This is a genomic window from Streptomyces sp. NPDC057424, assembly GCF_042803315.1.
Classification (GTDB): Bacteria; Actinomycetota; Actinomycetes; order Streptomycetales; family Streptomycetaceae; genus Streptomyces.
In genome coordinates this window covers 10,241-29,104 of the sequence record NZ_JBHVCP010000009.1, presented here as the reverse complement: position 1 = coordinate 29,104, position 18,864 = coordinate 10,241, and the positions used below count along the sequence as shown (strand labels likewise).

The 18,864-nt window shown below is 70.9% G+C and carries 20 protein-coding genes, 1 tRNA gene and 1 pseudogene; 13 read left to right on the top strand and 9 right to left on the bottom strand.

Features of this window, described 5'->3' with window-relative positions:
• Positions 1–24: 24 nt before the first annotated feature.
• Together tadA and ACFU3E_RS10550 are read left to right on the top strand one after the other, a co-directional pair.
• Positions 25–456 (top strand): tRNA adenosine(34) deaminase TadA, encoded by a 432-nt coding sequence (gene tadA, locus ACFU3E_RS10555; protein WP_384154720.1) that lies wholly within the window; start codon positions 25–27, stop codon positions 454–456.
• Between the two features lie 45 nt (positions 457–501).
• A tRNA-Ser gene (locus tag ACFU3E_RS10550) sits at positions 502–586 on the top strand.
• A 413-nt stretch (positions 587–999) separates the two neighbouring features.
• On the opposite strand, the gene ACFU3E_RS10545 is transcribed toward ACFU3E_RS10550, so the two are convergent.
• Positions 1,000–1,866: a helix-turn-helix domain-containing protein gene (locus ACFU3E_RS10545; protein ID WP_384154718.1), complete on the bottom strand. Its 867-nt coding sequence runs from the start codon at positions 1,864–1,866 to the stop codon at positions 1,000–1,002.
• The gene (locus ACFU3E_RS10540; RefSeq protein WP_384154716.1) at positions 1,863–2,660 is read right to left on the bottom strand and encodes a peptidoglycan-binding protein; all 798 of its coding nucleotides are present in this window, start codon (positions 2,658–2,660) and stop codon (positions 1,863–1,865) included. Before ACFU3E_RS10540 ends, ACFU3E_RS10545 begins: the two co-directional genes overlap by 4 nt.
• Positions 2,661–2,970: 310 nt before the next feature.
• Between ACFU3E_RS10540 and ACFU3E_RS10535 the strand changes: the two genes are divergently transcribed.
• From ACFU3E_RS10535 to ACFU3E_RS10510, 6 genes are all read left to right on the top strand, one after another.
• On the top strand, positions 2,971–3,414 hold the full coding sequence (locus ACFU3E_RS10535; protein WP_384154714.1) for a peptidoglycan-binding protein: 444 nt from the start codon (positions 2,971–2,973) through the stop codon (positions 3,412–3,414).
• A gap of 118 nt (positions 3,415–3,532) precedes the next feature.
• Positions 3,533–3,958 carry a peptidoglycan-binding protein gene (locus ACFU3E_RS10530; RefSeq protein WP_384154712.1) on the top strand — a complete coding sequence of 142 codons (426 nt, stop codon included), beginning with the start codon at positions 3,533–3,535 and terminating at the stop codon, positions 3,956–3,958.
• 134 nt (positions 3,959–4,092) lie between these two features.
• On the top strand, positions 4,093–4,269 hold the full coding sequence (locus ACFU3E_RS10525; RefSeq protein ID WP_384154710.1) for a hypothetical protein: 177 nt from the start codon (positions 4,093–4,095) through the stop codon (positions 4,267–4,269).
• Positions 4,269–4,562 carry a Dabb family protein gene (locus ACFU3E_RS10520; RefSeq protein WP_384154708.1) on the top strand — a complete coding sequence of 98 codons (294 nt, stop codon included), beginning with the start codon at positions 4,269–4,271 and terminating at the stop codon, positions 4,560–4,562. Before ACFU3E_RS10525 ends, ACFU3E_RS10520 begins: the two co-directional genes overlap by 1 nt.
• A gap of 179 nt (positions 4,563–4,741) precedes the next feature.
• The gene (locus ACFU3E_RS10515; protein ID WP_384154706.1) at positions 4,742–5,662 is read left to right on the top strand and encodes an RNA polymerase sigma factor SigF; all 921 of its coding nucleotides are present in this window, start codon (positions 4,742–4,744) and stop codon (positions 5,660–5,662) included.
• A gap of 268 nt (positions 5,663–5,930) precedes the next feature.
• Entirely contained in the window at positions 5,931–6,833 is a 903-nt protein-coding gene (locus ACFU3E_RS10510; RefSeq protein WP_384154704.1) for an RNA polymerase sigma factor SigF, read from the top strand.
• Positions 6,834–7,104: 271 nt separating this feature from the next.
• On the opposite strand, the gene ACFU3E_RS10505 is transcribed toward ACFU3E_RS10510, so the two are convergent.
• A complete protein-coding gene (locus ACFU3E_RS10505) occupies positions 7,105–7,302 on the bottom strand; it encodes a hypothetical protein (protein ID WP_384154702.1) in 198 nt (65 codons plus the stop codon).
• Positions 7,303–7,517: 215 nt separating this feature from the next.
• Here ACFU3E_RS10505 and ACFU3E_RS10500 point away from each other — a divergent pair, with 215 nt between their 5' ends.
• From ACFU3E_RS10500 to ACFU3E_RS10490, 3 genes are all read left to right on the top strand, one after another.
• A complete protein-coding gene (locus ACFU3E_RS10500; protein ID WP_384154701.1) occupies positions 7,518–8,006 on the top strand; it encodes a MarR family winged helix-turn-helix transcriptional regulator in 489 nt (162 codons plus the stop codon).
• A gap of 13 nt (positions 8,007–8,019) precedes the next feature.
• The gene (locus ACFU3E_RS10495) at positions 8,020–10,545 is read left to right on the top strand and encodes an MFS transporter (protein ID WP_384154699.1); all 2,526 of its coding nucleotides are present in this window, start codon (positions 8,020–8,022) and stop codon (positions 10,543–10,545) included.
• Positions 10,546–10,634: 89 nt separating this feature from the next.
• The gene (locus ACFU3E_RS10490) at positions 10,635–11,456 is read left to right on the top strand and encodes a YceI family protein (protein WP_384154697.1); all 822 of its coding nucleotides are present in this window, start codon (positions 10,635–10,637) and stop codon (positions 11,454–11,456) included.
• Here ACFU3E_RS10490 and ACFU3E_RS10485 read toward each other — a convergent pair.
• Together ACFU3E_RS10485 and ACFU3E_RS10480 are read right to left on the bottom strand one after the other, a co-directional pair.
• Positions 11,439–12,140, bottom strand: a complete 702-nt coding sequence (locus tag ACFU3E_RS10485) for an ANTAR domain-containing protein (protein WP_384154695.1) — start codon at positions 12,138–12,140, stop codon at positions 11,439–11,441. The two genes, ACFU3E_RS10490 and ACFU3E_RS10485, sit on opposite strands and share 18 nt — an antisense overlap.
• Before the next feature lie 57 nt (positions 12,141–12,197).
• The gene (locus tag ACFU3E_RS10480) at positions 12,198–12,920 is read right to left on the bottom strand and encodes a GAF and ANTAR domain-containing protein (RefSeq protein WP_384154693.1); all 723 of its coding nucleotides are present in this window, start codon (positions 12,918–12,920) and stop codon (positions 12,198–12,200) included.
• A 216-nt stretch (positions 12,921–13,136) separates the two neighbouring features.
• On the opposite strand from ACFU3E_RS10480, the gene ACFU3E_RS10475 reads away from it, so the two are divergent.
• Together ACFU3E_RS10475 and ACFU3E_RS10470 are read left to right on the top strand one after the other, a co-directional pair.
• Positions 13,137–13,490 (top strand): STAS domain-containing protein, encoded by a 354-nt coding sequence (locus ACFU3E_RS10475; protein WP_384154691.1) that lies wholly within the window; start codon positions 13,137–13,139, stop codon positions 13,488–13,490.
• Between the two features lie 10 nt (positions 13,491–13,500).
• Positions 13,501–13,971, top strand: a complete 471-nt coding sequence (locus ACFU3E_RS10470; protein WP_384154689.1) for a PPOX class F420-dependent oxidoreductase — start codon at positions 13,501–13,503, stop codon at positions 13,969–13,971.
• 18 nt (positions 13,972–13,989) lie between these two features.
• Here the strand turns inward: ACFU3E_RS10470 and ACFU3E_RS10465 are convergent, their stop codons facing one another.
• The 4 genes and pseudogenes from ACFU3E_RS10465 to ACFU3E_RS10450 all read right to left on the bottom strand — a co-directional run.
• Positions 13,990–14,769 (bottom strand): TetR/AcrR family transcriptional regulator, encoded by a 780-nt coding sequence (locus ACFU3E_RS10465; protein WP_384154687.1) that lies wholly within the window; start codon positions 14,767–14,769, stop codon positions 13,990–13,992.
• A gap of 153 nt (positions 14,770–14,922) precedes the next feature.
• Positions 14,923–16,416 (bottom strand): MFS transporter, encoded by a 1,494-nt coding sequence (locus tag ACFU3E_RS10460; protein ID WP_384154685.1) that lies wholly within the window; start codon positions 16,414–16,416, stop codon positions 14,923–14,925.
• A gap of 106 nt (positions 16,417–16,522) precedes the next feature.
• Positions 16,523–18,688, bottom strand: a complete 2,166-nt coding sequence (locus tag ACFU3E_RS10455; protein WP_384154683.1) for a glycosyltransferase family 39 protein — start codon at positions 18,686–18,688, stop codon at positions 16,523–16,525.
• A pseudogene (locus ACFU3E_RS10450) lies at positions 18,685–18,864 on the bottom strand (glycosyl transferase); the annotation flags it as partial. The gene ACFU3E_RS10455 and the pseudogene ACFU3E_RS10450, both read right to left, overlap by 4 nt.

Here is an 18,864-nt window from a genome sequence, read left to right as displayed (position 1 = left end):
GTCCGGGACCCCTGGCGCCCCGCGATGCGCCTCGCCCTGGACGAGGCCGCCGGGGCCGTCCGGGGCGGGGACGTCCCGATCGGCGCCGTCGTCCTGGCCCCGGACGGCACGACCGTGCTCGCGGCCGGGCACAACGAACGCGAGGCCGGCGGCGACCCGACGGCCCACGCGGAGCTTCTCGCCCTGCGGCGGGCCGCGGCCGCCCTCGGCGGGTGGCGGCTCACCGGATGCACCCTCGTGGTGACGCTGGAGCCCTGCACGATGTGCGCGGGCGCGATCCAGCAGTCCCGCGTCGACCGGCTCGTCTACGGCGCCCGCGACGAGAAGGCCGGAGCGGCCGGCTCCCTGTGGGATCTCGTCCGCGACCGGCGGCTCAACCACCGCCCCGAGGTGATCGAGGGCGTGCTCGCGGAGGAGTGCGCGGGGCTGCTCACCGAGTTCTTCCGCGGTCGCTGAATACCGATTTCGAAGCACGCGGCACCTTGCTGTAAGGTCTCCCTCGGTAGCGTGTCCGAGCGGCCGAAGGAGCTCGCCTCGAAAGCGAGTGTGGCGCAAGTCACCGAGGGTTCAAATCCCTCCGCTACCGCTTTCACACCCTCCTGACCAGCGGAAACGCGGCCAGGGGGGTGTTTTGCGTGAGGCATGTGCCTCATGGCCGTGCGGCACCAGGAGCCATGGGAAGCAGCAGCGCCCCTCGCACCAAACGCGTTCACCCTTCCTACGGAGGACGGGCCGCCTGCGCTCCCCGAGACGATCTCTGCGATCCCGTGCCGTCGCCGTTCCGCTACCCCGGCCGCCGACGGTGCGGACACGGCTACGCCGTCCGGCAGGCACCCCCCTTCCGGTAGATCCGCACCCTCCTGAGCATGCCCGGCGCATCGGCCTGAGACGTCGCGCCCGCGCCGACAGCACGGTCGTCGTGCTGAACCTGACGGACGAGGAGGAGGCCCGCCGCGTGCCGGCGGAGGACTTCGGCATCGACGCGCCCAAGGCCTGACGCTACCGAGGTGAGGGCGGCCGGGTCCTGGTGGCGGCCTCGCCCACGCGGGCCTCGAAGCACTCCTGTTCGCCGTCGGCCGACGCGGGCCGGAAGCAGGCCCGGACGGTGCTGCCGGGACGGACTTCGGTCATCTCGGTATAGCGGAAGGTTGCCGCGTCGTCCTTGTTCCTGATGCGCACGCCGTGGGTCGGGCCGCCTGCCGTGACGTCCACCCGGTCACCGATCTCGGTCCCCCAGGTCCGGGCCCAGCTCGCACCGCACTTCTTGCTGTGGCGCAGCTCGACGTGGGCACCGGTGGCCGTGCGGTACGAGGCGAGGGTCTCGGGGCCGAGGCCGCAGATCAGGCGCATCGGGTCCCGGCCCTCGCAGGCGGCTCCGTGGCATTGGGGAGCGAGGGAGAACGGGACGGAGGCCGGCAGCGGCTCGGCCTCCTGAGCCTCCGAGTCCGGCAGCAGGAGGAACAGCAGGACCGCGACACCACCGACGATCACGGTGTACGCCGACACCAGCACCACCAGGAGCCTGCTCCCGCCAAGTCGCCGCCGCCCGGTCCCGGCGGGCGGCGGCTCCTGAGCATGTGACCGCGGCGACTCGTCCGTGGGAGGGGCGGGTGCGGGGGCCGCCGCGCGTCCGCTCCAGTGCGACTCGGCGATCTCCCACAGGGCCAGCAGCCGCCCGTCCGGTTCGTTCGCGAGTCGGCACAGTTCCCGTACGGCCTGCCGAGGAGGCAGGCTCTTGCCGTTGAGGTAACGCTCCCACGAGGACTTGCTGTACGCCGTTCGCTCCGCCAGCGCCGCCAGACTCAGTCCCGCACCGGCCCGCAGCTCCCGCAGCGCCGCGGCCAGCCGAGTGTGTTCCGTGGTCACTTGGCCGCCGCGTTCCGTAGGGCCTGCCAGGTGCGCGGGCCGATGACTCCGTCCACGACCAGCCCGCTCTGCTTCTGCATGCGCTCGACCGCTCGCCGCGTCTTCGGACCGAAGACGCCGTCGATCTCCCCTGGCGCGGTGCCCGCCCGGCGCAGCAGGCACTGCGCCTCGGCCACTTCGAGCCCCACGTGGGTGTTGGACAGGGGGATGTCCGTGGTCCGGCTCAGGCCCGCGTACCAGCGGCCGTCACGCTGCTCCAGCCGGCAGGTGTAGATGACCGGCACCAGGGACTCCGACACAGTGGCCGGGGCCGCCGCGACAGCATCGCTGCGGTCGCGCGCGAGCTGGGTTCGGGCCTCGGTGAGCTGCACGGCCAGCAGGAGTGCCGCGGTGACGGACACCACCGAGACCACGGCTCCCGCCGTGACCGCGACGCGCAGGTGACGCCCGTACGGCTGCGCCTCCGTGGGGGTGTGTGCCGGTGTCGCGGCGAGGTTCTCGGGGGCGGCGGTGGTGACCACCCGTCCCTCCGCCCAGCGCTGGGCGGCGATCTCGTGCATCAACAGCAGCCGGGCCGGATCGTCACCACCGATGCGGGCCATCGCCTCGACGGCCTCCCGGGGCGGCAGAGACCTGCCGTTCAGATATCGCTGCCACGACTTCGCGCTGTACCCGGTCCTCGCGGTCAGTTGACGCGTGCTCAGTTCGCTGCGGTCCTTCAATCTGCGCAGTCGCACGATCAACTGGTGGACGTGTGGATGCAGTTCTGCGGGCAGTTCCTTCCAGCGCGACATGCTTCCCCCCACTCGCGTCGGGGGCGCGGTCCCGACCCCCCTGGCCCGGTCTCATTCTGCACCAGCTGTCACGGGAGGCCCGCCCTGCTGTGACCCCGCCCTGGCGCGGAATCAGCCATCCCCCTCTCGTCGCAGTCCCGCCGCAGGGACTCGGCGGGCGGCATCTCAGCAGGTCAATGCGCGGGACGTCCCGGGATGCGGCCACTTCCGCGTCACCTGTGGCCGAACATCTCGCCGAACCCGCAGTCTCGTTGCGGAGCCGGCCGCTGCGGTCGGCTTCTTCCATCGCACGTCAATTGAGGGGAACAGCATGCGAGCTCTCACAAGGGCACTCGTCAGTGTCACCGCCGCGGTCGGGATCGCCGCCGGCGGCCTGGCCACCGCGGGCACGGCCACGGCGGCTCCCGCGTCGGCCCAGCAGCAGGCGGCGAGCGGTGAGGTCGGCACGCTCGCGGTGGAGAACCTGGGTCTGACCCGGGCGGAGGCCAGGAAGGTCCAGGGCTGGCTGGCGAAGCACTGGAACTACAACGACGCGATCGACGGGTACCTCGGCGAGAACAGCTGGAAGGCGTTCCAGCGCTGCCTGGCCAAGTACTGGGGCTACGAGGACAAGATCGACGGAATCGTCGGCCCCAACACGATCGAGGCGCTTCAGCGCCTGCTGCGGGCCAACGGCGACTACGACGGCGCCATCGACGGCCTCGCCGGCCCCAAGACCCGGTCAGGGTTCGAGACCTGGGCCAACAGGCTCTGACGGACCGGCCGCCCCACGAACCCACCCGGACCGTCCTCCTCCCCACGCCGGGAGGAGGACGGTCCGCGTGCCATGTCTCGCCGCCGCTCACCCATCACGCACGGAAAGTGAGGGAGCCATGCGCTCTCGCCTGACCACGGTTCGTCTCGCCGCCACCGCCGGCGCACTCACCACCGCCGTCCTTACCGGTCTGGCCCTCGCGCCCTCAGCCGCGGCGGTCGACCCCTACCCGACCTGCAACACGTACAAGAACGTCAGCGGGCACAAGGTTCCCGCCTACGGGCAGCCGACTCCCAGCCTGATCTGCAACCTCGTCCTCAACGTCAGCAAATCCAACGAGGCCGTGAAAGTCCTCCAGACCAGCCTGAACAACTGCCACAACTTCAGCCTTGACGTCGACGGCTACTACGGCCAGAAGACCTTCCTCGCCGTCAGAGCCATCCAGGAGGCCTACCTCGGGGAGGCCGACGCCGACGGCTACTACGGCCCTCGGACCCGAGACGTCATGAAGCACTGGGGCCTCAGCGGCTGCAGCAGGATCTGACGATCCGACTCCGTTACCGCTTGAAAGGGCCCCGTCGCCAGACGGGGCCCTTCGTATGATCTGCCCCTTCGCGTGATCGGGCCCTCGTGCGATCATGTGCGCTGCACGGGACACCAGCGACAGGGGAGGCCGCGATGGCGGTGAACGCGAAGAAGATCGCCGTCTACGCTCTTGTGGTCTTCGCGTTGTACGTGATCATCACGGACCCGGAGACGGCGACCGACTACGTCCTCGTAGCATTCCAGGGCATTTCGGATGCCGCCGGGGCCCTCGGCGACTTCGCCACGTGGGTCGCCAGGGGAGGAAAGTGATGATCCGCCACCTGGTCCTCTTCAAGCTCAACGACGGCGTCGAGCGCGACGACCCCCGGGTCGTGCAGGGCGTCGAGGCCTTCCGCGCGCTCGGCGGCAAGATCCCGGAGCTCCGCTTCTGGGAGCTCGGCTGGAACGTCAGCGACCGCCCCATCGCCTACGACTTCGCCATCAACTCGGCCTGCGACGACGCGGACGCGCTGCGGCGGTACGTGGAGCACCCGGACCACCAGGCGGGTGTCGCGCTGTGGCGGGAGTTCGCCACGTGGGTGATCGCGGACTACGAGTTCTGAGACCGGACTTTTCGGGCCCCCTGTCGCTTCGACAGGGGGATTTTCTGTTGCGTGAGTTGATTTGTGCGGCTTTCATCCCTCAACACGTAGTTATAGGGTGCTTGCACACAGTGCACATGTCTTGTGATGCTATGACCGCTTTTGATGGAAGAGTTGACGGATGAGTTGACGATGACGAGGTGGAGTTGACCGTGCTGGCCAGTACCGCACCTCAGGCACCGTCCCCTCCAGCACCGTCTCCGCAGGCGCCGTCCCCTCAAGGCGCACCCCCTCAGGCGGCGCCCACGGAAGCCGCACCGGCCGCACCGACCGCGCCGACCGCGCCTCAGCGGAGCAGCCGTGGCGCCGACACCCGGGCGCTGACCCAGGTGCTCTTCGCGCAGCTCAAGGAGCTCCAGCCGGGCACCCCGGAGCACGACCGCGTACGCGGGGCGCTCATCGAGGCCAACCTCCCGCTCGTGCGCTACGCGGCCGCCCGGTTCCGCTCCCGCAACGAGCCGATGGAGGACGTCGTCCAGGTCGGCACCATCGGGCTCATCAACGCCATCGACCGCTTCGACCCGGACCGGGGCGTGCAGTTCCCGACGTTCGCGATGCCGACGGTCGTCGGCGAGATCAAGCGGTACTTCCGCGACAACGTCCGCACCGTCCACGTGCCGCGCCGGCTGCACGAGCTGTGGGTGCAGGTCAACAGCGCGACGGAGGACCTGACGACCTCCTTCGGGCGGACCCCGACGACCGCGGAGATCGCCGAGCGGCTGCACATCACCGAGGGCGAGGTGCTGTCCTGCATCGAGGCCGGGCGGTCGTACCACGCGACCTCACTGGAGGCCGCACAGGAGGGCGACGGACTGCCGGGGCTGCTGGACCGGCTCGGCTACGAGGATCCCGCTCTGGACGGCGTGGAGCACCGGGATCTCGTACGGCACCTGCTCGTCCAGCTGCCCGAGCGGGAGCAGCGGATCCTGTTGCTGCGGTACTACAGCAATCTCACGCAGTCCCAGATCTCCGCGGAACTCGGCGTCTCGCAGATGCACGTGTCGCGGCTACTCGCGCGTAGTTTCCAGAGATTGCGGTCTGCGAACCGCATCGACGCGTAACCGCAAACGCTAGCGAGAGGTCACCGCGGGGAGGGAATCGCCCATCAGGGCGGTTGCCGACACTTGAGAGCCGAAAACCCGTCAGACCCCTTGTTTGCAGGGCGGATTCGCGTCTCAGATGTCGACATGTCACTACAGCGTGTTGCCGACATGTGACATTCTGCCGGAAGCGCGTTTGCCGGAGCTCCGGCTCCGGTATTCAGGTGAAGGCTGCGTTCCTCAGACGGGGGCGTTCGCCGCGACCGTCCCGCGACCCAAAGGGGGTGGCATGTCCGCAGAACAGGGCAGCTCGAAGGTGCTCACGCTCGCGGAGAGCGACACAGCTCCCCATGCTCTCGACTCAATCGGCCCCATCGATGACGTCCCGGCCCTGGCGGCCGAGCCCGTCCCGGTCCTTCCGGCCACGGGGGCCATCGACACCCGCACCCTGTCCCGCTCCCTGTTCCTGCGGCTGGCCGCGCTCGACGAGGACAGCCCCGAGCGTGCGTACGTCCGTGACACGCTCATCGAGCTCAACCTCCCGCTGGTGCGGTACGCCGCCGCACGGTTCCGGTCCCGGAACGAGCCGATGGAGGACATCGTCCAGGTCGGCACGATCGGGCTGATCAAGGCGATCGACCGGTTCGACTGCGAACGGGGCGTCGAGTTCCCCACGTTCGCGATGCCAACCGTCGTGGGCGAGATCAAGCGGTTCTTCCGCGACACGTCGTGGTCGGTGCGGGTGCCGCGCCGGCTGCAGGAGCTGCGGCTCGCTCTGACCAAGGCCAGTGACGAGCTCTCGCAGAAGCTGGACCGGTCCCCGACGGTGACCGAACTCGCCTCCGTGCTCGGGGTGTCCGAGGAGGACGTCGTCGACGGGCTGGCGGTGGGGAACGCCTACACGGCGTCCTCGCTGGACTCGCCGGCACCGGAGGACGACGGTGGCGAGGGGTCGCTGGCGGACCGGCTGGGGTACGAGGACACCGCGCTGGAGGGTGTGGAGTACCGGGAGTCCCTGAAGCCGCTGCTGGCGAAGCTGCCGCCGCGGGAGCGGCGGATCATCATGCTCCGCTTCTTCGCGAACATGACGCAGTCGCAGATCGGCGAGGAGGTCGGCATCTCGCAGATGCACGTCTCCCGGCTGCTGACCCGGACGCTGGCGCAGCTCCGGGAAGGGCTGATCTCGGACTGACCGAGGGCTGGGGCGCGGCTGCTGGGGCCGCGCCGTATGCCTGTGGCCGCCTCGGTGGGGATGCGGGCTTGCGCCGCTTCGCCGGGTGTGGGCCGGGGCCGTGCCGGGGGGTGTCCGTCCTCGGAACGGCGCGATGAGGTGTCATACCGGCTGACTGGCGCTGCCGGGCCGACCGCTGCGGGCGGACACCCCCCGACACGCCCGTTCTCGCCGTGGGCGGGTGCCGGCGCTTCTCCGCTCGGCCGCGGCAGCGACACCGGGGGCGTGAGAGCTACGCCAGCGCCAGCCAGGCCACCGCCGCGACGATCGCGACGGCGACGGCCACGCCGAGGATGAGGCCGATGCGCGGCCCGCCGCTGGACGGGGCCGCCGCCTGACGCCCCTGCGGGGCCTCGTCGACGAACGCGCGGAACATCTGGGTGCTGCCGGCGGGGTCGTGATTGCCCTGCGGGGCCTGGTTGTTAGCCATGGCCCGAGACCCTAGCGAAAACGCCGGGGCTCCCCAAGTGGGGGTTGGGGTTCCGTTTGGCCCCCACCGACCCGTACCGCCAGGTTCGCCACCAGCACGTTTACTCCCGCAATACTTGCCTTTGCCAAGTTTTTGTGCCGCGCTCGCCTCTTTTGTTTGCCTGTAGCAACCAACAGCTTCTATGGTTGCCCTAAGCAACGAAAGCGGGAGGTGTCATGGCCGAAAAGGCGCAGTACGAAGAGCTGGTCCGCCAGTTCAGTGCCTTCGGCGCCGTGAAGCGGGAGCTCGGCCGGATCATGCCCGCCGAGTGCCCCGGCGGATCGGCGGCCGTTCTGACCCTGCTGGGCCGTCACGGCGACATGCGCATGAGCAAGCTCGCCGAGCTGCTGGCGGTGGACATGTCGGTCACCAGCCGGCATGCCGCGCACGTCGTGGACCGGGGCTGGATCGAACGCTCCCCCGACCCGGCGGACAAACGGTCACGCATCCTGCGCCTCACCCCCGCGGGCCACGCACAGCTCGACGAGCTGTCCCGGCGGACCACCGAGGTCCTCGCCGAGCGCCTGAGCGACTGGACCGACGAGGACGTCGGCCGGCTCACGGATCTGATGGCGCGGCTGCGGGAGAGCTTCGACTGCCGTCCCACGCCCCGGGCGGCACCCCCCGCTGTCGAACAGACCACCCGTACACCCGCAAGCACGTAAGAAAAGGAAGCCCATGGCAACGACCACACCAGCCGGTGTGCGGGCTCATGCCAAGCACGGGGGAGGCTCCCACGGCTCCTCCGGCGACGGCGCTCCGATGACGCACCGGCAGATCATGGAGGCCCTCACCGGCCTTCTGCTCGGCATGTTCGTCGCGATCCTGTCGTCGACGATCGTCTCCAACGCCCTGCCCCGGATCATCGGCGACCTCGGCGGCGGCCAGAGCGCCTACACCTGGGTCGTGACCGCGTCCCTGCTGACGATGACCGCGTCCACCCCGCTGTGGGGCAAGCTCGCCGACCTGTTCTCCAAGAAGCTGCTGATCCAGTTCGCGCTGGTCATCTTCGTGCTGGGTTCGGCGGCGGCCGGCATGTCCCAGAACCCGGGCATGCTCATCACCTTCCGCGCGGTCCAGGGCATCGGCATGGGCGGTCTGTCCGCGCTGGCCCAGATCATCATGGCGGCGATGATCTCGCCGCGTGAGCGCGGCCGTTACAACGGCTACCTCGGCGCCACCTTCGCCACCGCCATGGTCGGCGGCCCGCTGGTCGGCGGTGTCATCACCGACACCGACTGGCTCGGCTGGCGCTGGTGCTTCTACGTCGGTGTGCCCTTCGCCGTGATCGCCCTGATCGTGCTGCAGAAGACCCTGCACCTGCCCGTGGTCAAGCGGAAGGTCAAGGTCGACTGGGCCGGCGCGTTCTTCATCACGGCGGCCGTCTGCCTGCTGCTCGTCTGGGTGACCTTCGCCGGTGACAAGTACGACTGGGTCTCGTGGCAGACGTACGCGATGGTCGGCGGCTCGGTCGTGCTGCTGGCGCTGTTCGTCCTGATCGAGGCGAAGGCGAGCGAGCCGATCATCCCGCTGCGGCTGTTCCGCAACCGGACCATCACGCTGGCCTCGCTGGCCTCGCTGTTCGTCGGTGTCGCGATGTTCGCCGGGACCGTCTTCTTCAGCCAGTACTTCCAGCTGGCCCGGGACAAGTCGCCGACGATGTCCGGTGTCATGACGATCCCGATGATCGCGGGTCTGTTCCTCTCCTCCACCGTCTCCGGCCAGGTCATCACCCGGACCGGTCGCTGGAAGGGCTGGCTCATAGGCGGCGGCGTGCTGGTGACCGCGGGGCTCGGGCTGCTGGGCACGATCCGGTACGACACCGAGTACTGGCACATAGCGATCTTCATGGCGCTGCTGGGTCTCGGCATCGGCATGATGATGCAGAACCTGGTGCTGTGCACGCAGAACCAGGTGGAGCCGGGTGACCTCGGTGCCGCGAGCTCCACGGTGACCTTCTTCCGGTCCCTCGGCGGTGCGGTGGGCGTCTCGGCGCTCGGCGCGGTCCTGGGCAACAAGATCACCGACTACGTGCAGGACGGCCTCGCCGGCCTGGGCGCGAAGGGCGCGGCCCTCGGCCACGCCGGCACGGGCGGTGGCGGCATCCCCGACCTCGACGCGATGCCCGCGCCGATCCGCACCGTCGTGGAGAGCGCCTACGGCCATGGTGTCGCGGACGTGTTCCTCTACTCGGCTCCGCTTGCGCTGCTCGCGCTGCTGGTGTCGCTGTTCATCAAGGAGGTCCCCTTGAAGACGAAGGGTGGGCTGGCCCAGGCTGCCGCCGGAACCGACGCCCCCACGGAGGCTCCCGCCGAGGAGAACAGCGTGCCGAGCTGGGCCGTGGCCGAGACCGGGGCCGCCGACGGGACCGGGCCGGAGGGCACGCAGCGGCTCGCCGCCGTGCCCACCGTGGCCCGTGCCGAGGAGCCCTCGTCCGGTCGAGGCGGCGTTCCGGTCCGTGGTTTCGTCCGCGGGAACGAGTCCGCGCCCGTGCCGCGGGCCGCCGTCACGCTGATCTCGCTGGCCGGGCGCCAGCTGGGCCGGTCCGTGGCGCAGGCCGACGGCTCGTACACGGTGGACGCCCCGGGCTCCGGGTCGTACGTCCTGATCGCCTCCGCCGACGGCTTCCAGCCGCAGGCCTCCACGGTCGTGGTGAACGGCGAGCCGGTCGCCTACGACATCCTGCTCAGCGGCACCAGCGGGCTGACCGGCCTGGTGCGGGCCGCCGGGAACGGGCAGCCGGTCAACGACGCCATGGTCATCGTGACGGATGTGCGCGGGGACCTGCTGGCCAACGGGACCACGGGTGAGCAGGGCGAGTTCGCCTTCGCCGAGCTGGTGCCGGGGGCGGTGACCGTCGCGGTGAACGCCGCCGGGTACCGGCCGCGCGCCCTGCCCGTCGAGGTGGGCGGCACCGGGGTCACCCGGGTCGAGATCGACCTGGCCCCGGGCGCCCGCGTCCAGGGTGTCGTCCGCGCCCCGCACGGCCCGCTGGCCGACGCCCGGGTGACGCTGGTCGACCAGGCGGGCAACGTCGTCGGCTCGGCCACGACCGGGACGGACGGGGCGTACGCCTTCACCGACCTGGACGGCGGCGAGTACACCGTCATCGCCACGGGCTACCCGCCGGTGGCCACCGCCCTGACGGTCACGGGCGCCGGCACCGACGCCCACGACATCGAACTCGCCCACCCCGGCGAGTAATACGGACCCCGGCCCGTGACAGGTGGGTGCGCTCTGAGCGGAGGTGCGCCCCCTGTCGCGGGCCGGTTCATTTCTGAGGAGTGGCTGAGATGGGACTGACCGCGAGGATCCGCACCCGGGACGGATGGGCCGTGTCGCACGCGGTCGTCACGGTGGCGGACATGACCGGTGCGCAGGTACTGCGGGCCGAGGCGGACGCGGAGGGCGCCGTGCGGGACGCGACGCCGCTGGAGCCGGGGGCCTACACCGTCATCGTCACGGCCGTCGGGTACGCGCCCGCGGCGTCCAGCGTGATCGTCACCGCGAGCGGGCGGGCGGAGGCCGGCACGGTGACGCTGGCGCGGCGGGGCGGCACCGAGCTGCCGCCGCCCGGCCCGTGGACCGTCGACCCGGTGCACTCCAGCGTGGCCGCCGTGGCCCGGCACCTGGGCATCTCCAGCGTGCACGGCCGGTTCACGGAATTCTCCGGCTCGGTCGAGATCGCCCCGGACGACGTCACCAGGTCGCGGGTGGAGGCGGTGATCCGGGCCGCGTCCGTGGACACCGGCAACGGCATGCGCGACGGGCACCTGAAGTCGCCGGACTTCCTCGACGTCGAGCGGTTCCCCGAGATCACCTACCGGTCCACGGGGCTGACGGCGACCGGGGCCGACCGGTGGACCGTCCACGGCGAGCTGGGCATGCACGGGGTCGTGCGGCCCGTGGACCTGGATCTGGCCTACCTCGGCACGGGTCCGGACCCGTGGGGCGGCACCCGCGCGGCGTTCCGCGCGACGACCGAACTGCACCGCGAGGACTTCGCGATGCACTACAACCAGGTCCTGCAGGCCGGCATCGCCGCCGTCGGCACGACACTGAAGGTGGAGCTGGACATCCAGGCCGTGCAGGGCGAGTCACTTCCGGCTGCGTGATTCCGGGGCGGACACCCGCGCCACCAACTGGCCGCACAGGTCCCGGAGCTTGATGTTCCGGTCCTGTGAGACCCGGCGCAGCCGCTCCAGCGCGATCCGCGCGTCGATCCGCTCCCGGGCCATCAGGATGCCGACCGCCTGGTCGATGACGCTGCGGGAGAGCAGCGCGGTGCGCACGTCGGCCGCCGACTGGCGGCGGCGCTCGATCCGCAGGGCCACGTCGATCGCGTCCCCGGACCGGCCCGCGAAGGCGCGGGCCGCGTCCCGGCCCGCGCTCAGTGCCCCGGCCCGCACGGCGTAGAAGTTGATCGCGGCACCGCTCTCGCCCTCGACGGCGACCGGCACCGCCAGCACACAGCGGACGCCCGCGGAGATCGCGTACTCCGTGTAGGACGTCCAGCGGGACTCCTCGGCCAGGTCCGGTGCGTACTGCTCCTCACCGGTCTCGGCCGCGTCGACGCAGGGCCCCGAGCCGTTCTCGTACTGGCGCAGGTCCAGGCCGCTGGGCATGCCGTCACTGCCGGCCAGGGTCAGCAGCCGGCCGGCGCGGCGCACGGTGATGCTGCACGCGTCCGCGCCGGGCACCTCCTGCACCGCGCGGTCGGTCAGATCACGCAGCAGGGTGTCGAGACCGCTGCTGCGCACCATGGCCTGGTCCAGCGTGTCGGACGTCTCGGAACTCATGACCGTACGGGTATCCCGTCGCCGTCCGAACACGCCTCGTTCGTGACTCACCTTCCCTCAGGGGGTGTTGTGAGCACCGACGATCCGGCGGGCGAGGTCGCGCAGTTTCACGTTCTCCCGCTGGGAGGCCCGCACCAGACTCTCGAAGGCCGCGGCCGCGTCGATGCCCTGGCGCTCCATGAGGATGCCGGTGGCCTGGCCGATCAGGTCCCGGGTGTGCATGGCCTCGGTGAGCTGCTCGCGCACGGTCGCGGAGTCCAGGGCGATGCTGACGTGCGCGCTGAACAGCCGTCCGACGCGCATGGCCTCCTCGTCGAAGACGCCCGGTTTGCGCGCATAGGCCGTGAGCACGGTCAGCCGGCGGCGGTCGGCGCGCAGCCGCAGCGACAGCGCCGAGCGCAGCCCCAGGGCCGCCAGCACGTCCCAGCCGTCGTCCGCCTCGCTGTCCGCTATCCGCGCCACGGGGCTGTTCCACAGCTGGTCCCACAGCCCGTGCTGTTCGCGGCCGGTGTGCCGGGACTCGGCGGAGCGCACCACCTCGTCGGTCCAGGCGAGCGTGCGGAGCTTGTTGCCGCGCTCGATCACGGAGATGCCGGCGTGCTCGGCACCCGGCATGAGATGCACCGCCAGCCGGACCGCCATACGCAGGGCACTGTGGGGCGTGAGTGTCTCGTGCAGCTGCTGAGAAGCCACCGTGAGGGCCTCGGCCAGCTCGACGCCAGCCGGAAAACGGGGCAAATCAGGAAACTCGGACGCAGCCACCACGAACCTCTTCGGCATGCACGGCCAATGGCCGTGCGCAGGAGAGCTCCGCAGCACATTCCCGACTGCGAGCACAGGACGGACAGCACTCTAACTGCTCGGTTGCCTCCAAGTGACGTCCGGCCGACGCCGCAGCGGGCGCTTCCGCCACCGGCCCCCCGCATGGTGGAATGGCGCCACGGGTCAGGAAGCGGCCTTACCGGAAACCGGACGAACGTCTGCCAGGTGAGTGCCGTGACCTTCTTCACGAATCCCACAGAACCGCGCGGCCTCCCCGGCCGCGTCCACCTGACCATGCCCGCCGAGATCGACTTCTGCAACGCGGCGGAACTGCTGCCGCTCGTCATGTCCGCCGCCCAGGCCCGTGGCGACCGGCTGGACATCCTGGTCCTCGACCTGACCACGACCTCCTTCATGGACTCCCAGGGCATCCGCCTCATCAACGACGTACGGCACCGGCTGCACCCCGGCGCCCGGGTGCGCCTGGTGGCCCGCCCGGAGGGGATCACCAGCCGCGTCCTGGAGGTGACCGGCCTGCGGCGGGACGTCCCCGTGTACGACGACCTCGCCGAGGCCCTGGCGTCGTAGGCTGCCGGACATGGCACCGAACATCGCGACGAACACCCGCGTCTCCCTGGACGAGTTGCTCGACTTCGTACGCCCCCGGCACCACGCGATCCTGCTGACCCGGCGGGCCGGTGGCGGCCCCCAGGGCTCCCCGCTGGCCTGCGGTGTCGACGACTCCGGCCGGATCGTGGTCTCCACCTACCCGGAGCGCGCCAAGACCCGCAACGCCAAGCGGGACCCGCGCGTGAGCCTGCTCGTGCTCAGCGACGACTGGAACGGCCCCTGGGTCCAGATCGACGGCACCGCCGAGATCATCGACTCCCCCGACTCCGTCGAACCGCTCGTGGAGTACTACCGGAACATCGCCGGGGAGCACCCCGACTGGGACGAGTACCGCACGGCCATGCTGAAGCAGGGCAAGTCGATCATCCGGATCACGCCGGAGCGGTGGGGGCCGGTGGCGACCGGGGGCTTCCCGGCACGGCTGGTGGAAGGGGAGTAGGCCGGCCCGCTGAGCAGGTCAGCCCTCTCCGGGGACCTCGCCCCCGCGGGCGGCCATCGCCTCGATGCCCACGATCAGCAGCTCCAGCGCGAACTCGAAGTCGCGCTCCATCATCTCCGCGACCGTGTCGCCGCCGCGCGCCGCCATGATCTCCTGGGACTCCTGGATGACGTCGGCGGCCTGCGGGGCGGTGGACACCGTGCTCAGGGCCTGCTGGAAGTACTCGTCGACGGTCATGCCGCCGGCCGCGGCCCGGGTGGCGAGATGGCCCTCCAGGGTGCCGTAGCCGTAGACGAACTGGAAGACGGCCGAGATCGTGCTCGTCAGGCGCTTCGCGGGCATCCCGGTCCCGCGGACGACGCGCTGGACGACCCGGGAGAACGCCAGGTTGTTGGGGCCGATGTTGAGGAAGACCCCGACCAGCGCGGACACCCAGGGGTGCCGCACCAGCAGCGTCCGGTACTCCCGGGCGAGCGCCCGCACCTGGTCCCGCCAGTCCTCACCGGCGTCCGGATCGGGCAGCCGCATCTCGCCCATGACCTCGTCCAGGGCGAGTTCGAGCAGGTCGTCCTTGGTGTCGACGTACCAGTAGACGGACATCGCGGTGACGTTCAGTTCACCGGCGAGCCGCCGCATGGAGAACTTGGCCAGGCCCTCGGCGTCCAGCAGCCGCACGGTGACCTCGATGATGCGTGCCCGGTCCAGTCCCGAGGGCTGCCCTCCACCGCGCCGCCGGTGCGCTGTGCTCTCCAGCCAGACGCTGGACCGCGGCTGATCCTGCCGGGCCGCTTTCGCCATGGCGCACCTTCCTCGATCTTCCGACGCCGCTCATGCTAGACGCGCCGTCTTCGAGGCGCGGGGCCGTGCCCGTGTGCGGCTCCGCCGCGGGGACACGATCACCCACATCGAACCCGCGTCCGCACCCGGGCGACGACGGCCGGCCCTGGGTTCCTAGGACTCTGCCCGCTCAGCGCGCCGGAGCAACGCCGCCGCGACCAGCCCGCCCGCCAGCACAGCGACTGCCCCGACCAGCTGGCTGGTCTCCAGCCCGGAGGCGAACGCCTCGGAGATACGGGCCTTCTCCTCCGCGGAGCCCGCCGCGGCCAGCGCCGCAGGCAACGACGTCGCGGACACGGCGACCAGCGAGGCGAACCGCGAGTTGAGCACGGCCCCGAGGACGGCCACCCCCAGCCCGTTGCCGAACTCCGCGAGCGTCCCGTTGATGCCCGCTCCGACGCCCGCCTTCTCGGGCGGGATCGCGCTCATGATCGCGTTGGCCATGGCCGGCATGGACAGGGCCACGCCCGCTCCCATCACGATCAGCCCGAGCAGCATGCCCCCGTACCCGTGGCCCCCGAGCAGCGCGATCGCCGCCAGCCCGGCGGACACCAGGGTCATGCCGAGCGCGATCGCCACCGGTGTCCCCAGCCTCAGCACCAGCTTCGCCCCGAGCCCCGTGAGGTTGAGCGCGACGACGGTCAGCGCCAGCGGCGCCGTCCGCAGCCCGGCGTCCAGCGGCTCGTAACCGAGGACGAACTGCAGATGCTGCGTGAGCAGGAACAGCGACCCCGTCATACCGAACGCCACGAGGATCGCGCCCGCGACCGCGCCCACGAACTTCTGGTTGCGGAAGAAGTGCATGTCGAGCATCGGGTGCTCGGTGCGCAGCTCCCACAGCACGAACAGGCCGAGCACGACCAGGCCGAGCAGCGCGGAGAGCAGCACCTGCGCGGACGTCCAGCCGTGCTCGGGCCCGGTGATGATCGCGTACACGATCGTCGTCATGCCGATGGTCGACAGCACCGCGCCGGCCAGGTCGGGCCGGTCGCCCGCCTTGTGCTTCGACTCCGGCACGAGCGCGGCGACCGCGACCAGGCCGAGCACGGCGACCGGGATGTTGATCAGGAAGATCGCGCCCCACCAGAAGTGGTTCAGCATCACGCCGCCGATCAGCGGGCCTGCCGCGAAGCCGAGCGAGCTGACCGTCGACCACAGCGCGATGGCCTTCACCCGCTCCTGGTCGTCGAAGATCTGCACGACGACGGCGAGGATCGTGGTCATCAGCAGCGCGCCGCCGACGCCCATGCCCGCACGGGCCGCGATCAGCTGGCCCGGGCTCTGGGACAGCCCGGCCGCCAGCGAGCCCACGCCGAAGATCACGAGGCCCGACATCAGCAGCAGCTTGCGGCCGTAGCGGTCGGCGGCGTTGCCCGCGGTGAGCAGCAGGCCGGACTGCACCAGTGCGTAGGCGTTCATCATCCACTGGACGTCGGCGGTCGTCGCGTCCATCTCGCGGGTGAGCGAGGGGATGGCCACGTTGAGGATCGTGTTGTCGAGCAGCACGGTGAGCTGCGCGAGGCAGATGACACCGAGGATCAGCCAGCGCTGGGGGTGGCCGCCCGGTGCGAGGTGCGGCGGGGCCTTTTCCTGGGAGGACGTCGTCATGCTGTACACCGTAGAACAGTTCTTATACGGCGTACAACAGAGTTCCGGCGGAGACGGCGAAGGGCGGTGGCTCCCGGCCACCGCCCCTCGTCCGGTCAGGGACGGGTCAGCTGCTCGCCTTCCGGGTGAGGTCGTAGAAGGTGGCCGAACCGGCCGTGACCTCCTTGAAGTTGGCCTCGACCCAGGAGGTGATCTGGGAGGACGTCCCGTCGCTGCCGCCGCCCATGCGGCCGCCCATGCCGCCCGAGGCGATGAAGTAGTGGATCTTTCCGTCCGCCACGTACTTCTTGAACTGGGCGAGTGTCGGGGACGGGTCGGTTCCGTTGAAGCCGCCGATGGCCATCACCGGCTCACCGGTGGAGAGCTGGTAACTCGCGGCGTTCTGGGCGCCGATGGCCGCCGCGGCCCAGGTGTACCGGTCGGCGTCGGCCTCCAGCAGCTTCTTGGCCGCGGAGCTGACGCTGGCGCCGTTGAGCAGGCCGCCGACGCCGCCACCGCCGCCCATGCCGCCCGTACGGCCGCCGTCGCCGTTCTGCCGGTTCTGGCCCTGGCCCTGCTGGTTCTGGCCTTGCTGGTTCTGGCCGCCGCCCGGGAAGCCGCCGCCGGGGAAACCGTTGCCCTGCTGACCCTGGGCGTTGCCGTTGCCGTTCTGCTGGTTCTGGCCCCCGCCGGGGAAGCCGCCACCGCCGGGAGCACCGCCACCGCCCGGTCCGCCGCGGCCGCCCGCGACCGCCGGCCCCGCCGTGACGATCGAGCCGGTGTGCCCCTCGTTCACGGTGGTCAGGGTGTACGCCGCCGGACCGGCCAGCGCGGCGACGAGGCCCAGTCCAACCGCTCCCAGGGCCGGCCGGCGCCCCAGCCGGCCGGCGAAGACCAGGCCGAGTGCCGCCGTCAGACCCCCGACCAGGACGAGCCACTTGAGCCAGGGCAGGTAGTCGGAGGAGCGGTTGAGCAGGACGTACCCCCAGGCCGCGGTCGCCGTCATCGCGGCGGCCAGGGCCAGCGACGCCCACGCCTTGTCACGCTTCTCCCAGAGCAGCGCCGCGCCCATACCGACGAGCGGGGCGAGGTAGGGGGCGAGGGCGACCGTGTAGTACTCGTGGAAGATGCCCTGCATGTAGCTGAAGACCAGCATGGTCATGAGCAGCGAGCCGCCCCAGACGAGGAACGAACTGCGGGTCACCGACGTGCGCTTCGCCTTGCGCGTGGCCACCAGCCCCGCGACGAGCAGGATCAGCGCGGCCGGGATCAGCCAGGAGATCTGGCCGCCGATGGAGGAGCTGAACAGCCGGTCCCAGCCGGTCTCGCCCCAGTTGCCGCCACCCCCGCCGCCCCCGACGCTGCCGGTCTCCTCGCCGTTCAGCCGGCCGAGGCCGTTGTAGCCGAAGGTCAGTTCGAGGAAGCTGTTGTTCTGCGAGCCGCCGACGTAGGGGCGGGAGGACGCGGGCCACAACTCGACGATCGCGACCCACCAGCCGCCCGAGACGACGATCGCGGCGAGACCTGCGGCCAACTGGCCGATCCGCTTCTTCACGGTCACCGGCGCGCAGGCACCGTAGACGAGGGCGAGCGGCGGCAGGATGAGGAAGGCCTGGAGCGTCTTGGCGAGGAAGGCGAAGCCGATCGCGGCACCGGCCCACAGCAGCCACTTCGTACGGCCGTCCTCCAGGGCGCGGATGACGAAGTAGCAGGCCGCCGCCATCAGCAGCGCCAGCATCGCGTCGGGGTTGTTGAAGCGGAACATCAGCGCCGCGACGGGGGTGAGCGCGAGCACGGCTCCCGCGATCAGTCCGGCCGCGGGGCCGAACCGGCGCCGGACGGCCGCGTACACGACGGCCACCGTGCCGACGCCCATGAGGACCTCGGGCGCCAGGATCGCCCAGGAGCTGAGGCCGAAGAGCCGCACGGCGAGGGCCATGGGCCACAGGGCCGCCGGAGGCTTGTCGACGGTGATGGCGTTCGCCGCGTCGAGCGAGCCGAAGAAGAACGCCTTCCAGGACTCGCTGCCGGCCTGCACGGCCGCCGAGTAGAAGGAGTTGGCGTAGCCGGAGGCGCTCAGGTTGTACAGGTAGAGCACGGCCGTCGCCAGCAGCAGGGCGAGGAAGGCCGGGCGGGCCCAGCGGGGGTCCTCCGGCCGGCCGCGCCAGAGCCGTTGCGGCAAGGGACTCCCGGGGGCGCCGGAGGCATGGGCCGGTGCGGGTTCCGGGGGACGGGTCCGGCTACGGCGGCTCGTGTCTCTGCCGGTGGACGGCAGGTCGAAGTGGACGGTCATCGCGAGTCCCTCGAATCGGTGTCGTGCGGGCGCACCGGCAGCAGGTGCAGGGTGGCGTCCGGCCAGGTGCCGTCCGCGGCTTCACCGGCGCGGAACGGTGCGGTGTCGTAAGGGGCGGTGTCGTGCGAGGTGGTGCCGTGCAGGGCCGTGTCGTACGAGGTGGTGCCGTGCAGGGT

Coding starts and splice junctions, on each gene's coding strand:
- tadA (WP_384154720.1), top strand. CDS start 25: ATGCGCCTCGCCCTGGACGAGGCCGCCGGGGCCGTCCGGGGCGGGGAC.
- ACFU3E_RS10540 (WP_384154716.1), bottom strand. CDS start 2,660: ATGTCGCGCTGGAAGGAACTGCCCGCAGAACTGCATCCACACGTCCAC.
- ACFU3E_RS10535 (WP_384154714.1), top strand. CDS start 2,971: ATGCGAGCTCTCACAAGGGCACTCGTCAGTGTCACCGCCGCGGTCGGG.
- ACFU3E_RS10530 (WP_384154712.1), top strand. CDS start 3,533: ATGCGCTCTCGCCTGACCACGGTTCGTCTCGCCGCCACCGCCGGCGCA.
- ACFU3E_RS10525 (WP_384154710.1), top strand. CDS start 4,093: ATGGCGGTGAACGCGAAGAAGATCGCCGTCTACGCTCTTGTGGTCTTC.
- ACFU3E_RS10520 (WP_384154708.1), top strand. CDS start 4,269: ATGATCCGCCACCTGGTCCTCTTCAAGCTCAACGACGGCGTCGAGCGC.
- ACFU3E_RS10510 (WP_384154704.1), top strand. CDS start 5,931: ATGTCCGCAGAACAGGGCAGCTCGAAGGTGCTCACGCTCGCGGAGAGC.
- ACFU3E_RS10505 (WP_384154702.1), bottom strand. CDS start 7,302: ATGGCTAACAACCAGGCCCCGCAGGGCAATCACGACCCCGCCGGCAGC.
- ACFU3E_RS10500 (WP_384154701.1), top strand. CDS start 7,518: ATGGCCGAAAAGGCGCAGTACGAAGAGCTGGTCCGCCAGTTCAGTGCC.
- ACFU3E_RS10495 (WP_384154699.1), top strand. CDS start 8,020: ATGGCAACGACCACACCAGCCGGTGTGCGGGCTCATGCCAAGCACGGG.
- ACFU3E_RS10490 (WP_384154697.1), top strand. CDS start 10,635: ATGGGACTGACCGCGAGGATCCGCACCCGGGACGGATGGGCCGTGTCG.
- ACFU3E_RS10485 (WP_384154695.1), bottom strand. CDS start 12,140: ATGAGTTCCGAGACGTCCGACACGCTGGACCAGGCCATGGTGCGCAGC.
- ACFU3E_RS10480 (WP_384154693.1), bottom strand. CDS start 12,920: ATGCCGAAGAGGTTCGTGGTGGCTGCGTCCGAGTTTCCTGATTTGCCC.
- ACFU3E_RS10470 (WP_384154689.1), top strand. CDS start 13,501: ATGGCACCGAACATCGCGACGAACACCCGCGTCTCCCTGGACGAGTTG.
- ACFU3E_RS10465 (WP_384154687.1), bottom strand. CDS start 14,769: ATGGCGAAAGCGGCCCGGCAGGATCAGCCGCGGTCCAGCGTCTGGCTG.
- ACFU3E_RS10460 (WP_384154685.1), bottom strand. CDS start 16,416: ATGACGACGTCCTCCCAGGAAAAGGCCCCGCCGCACCTCGCACCGGGC.
- ACFU3E_RS10455 (WP_384154683.1), bottom strand. CDS start 18,688: ATGACCGTCCACTTCGACCTGCCGTCCACCGGCAGAGACACGAGCCGC.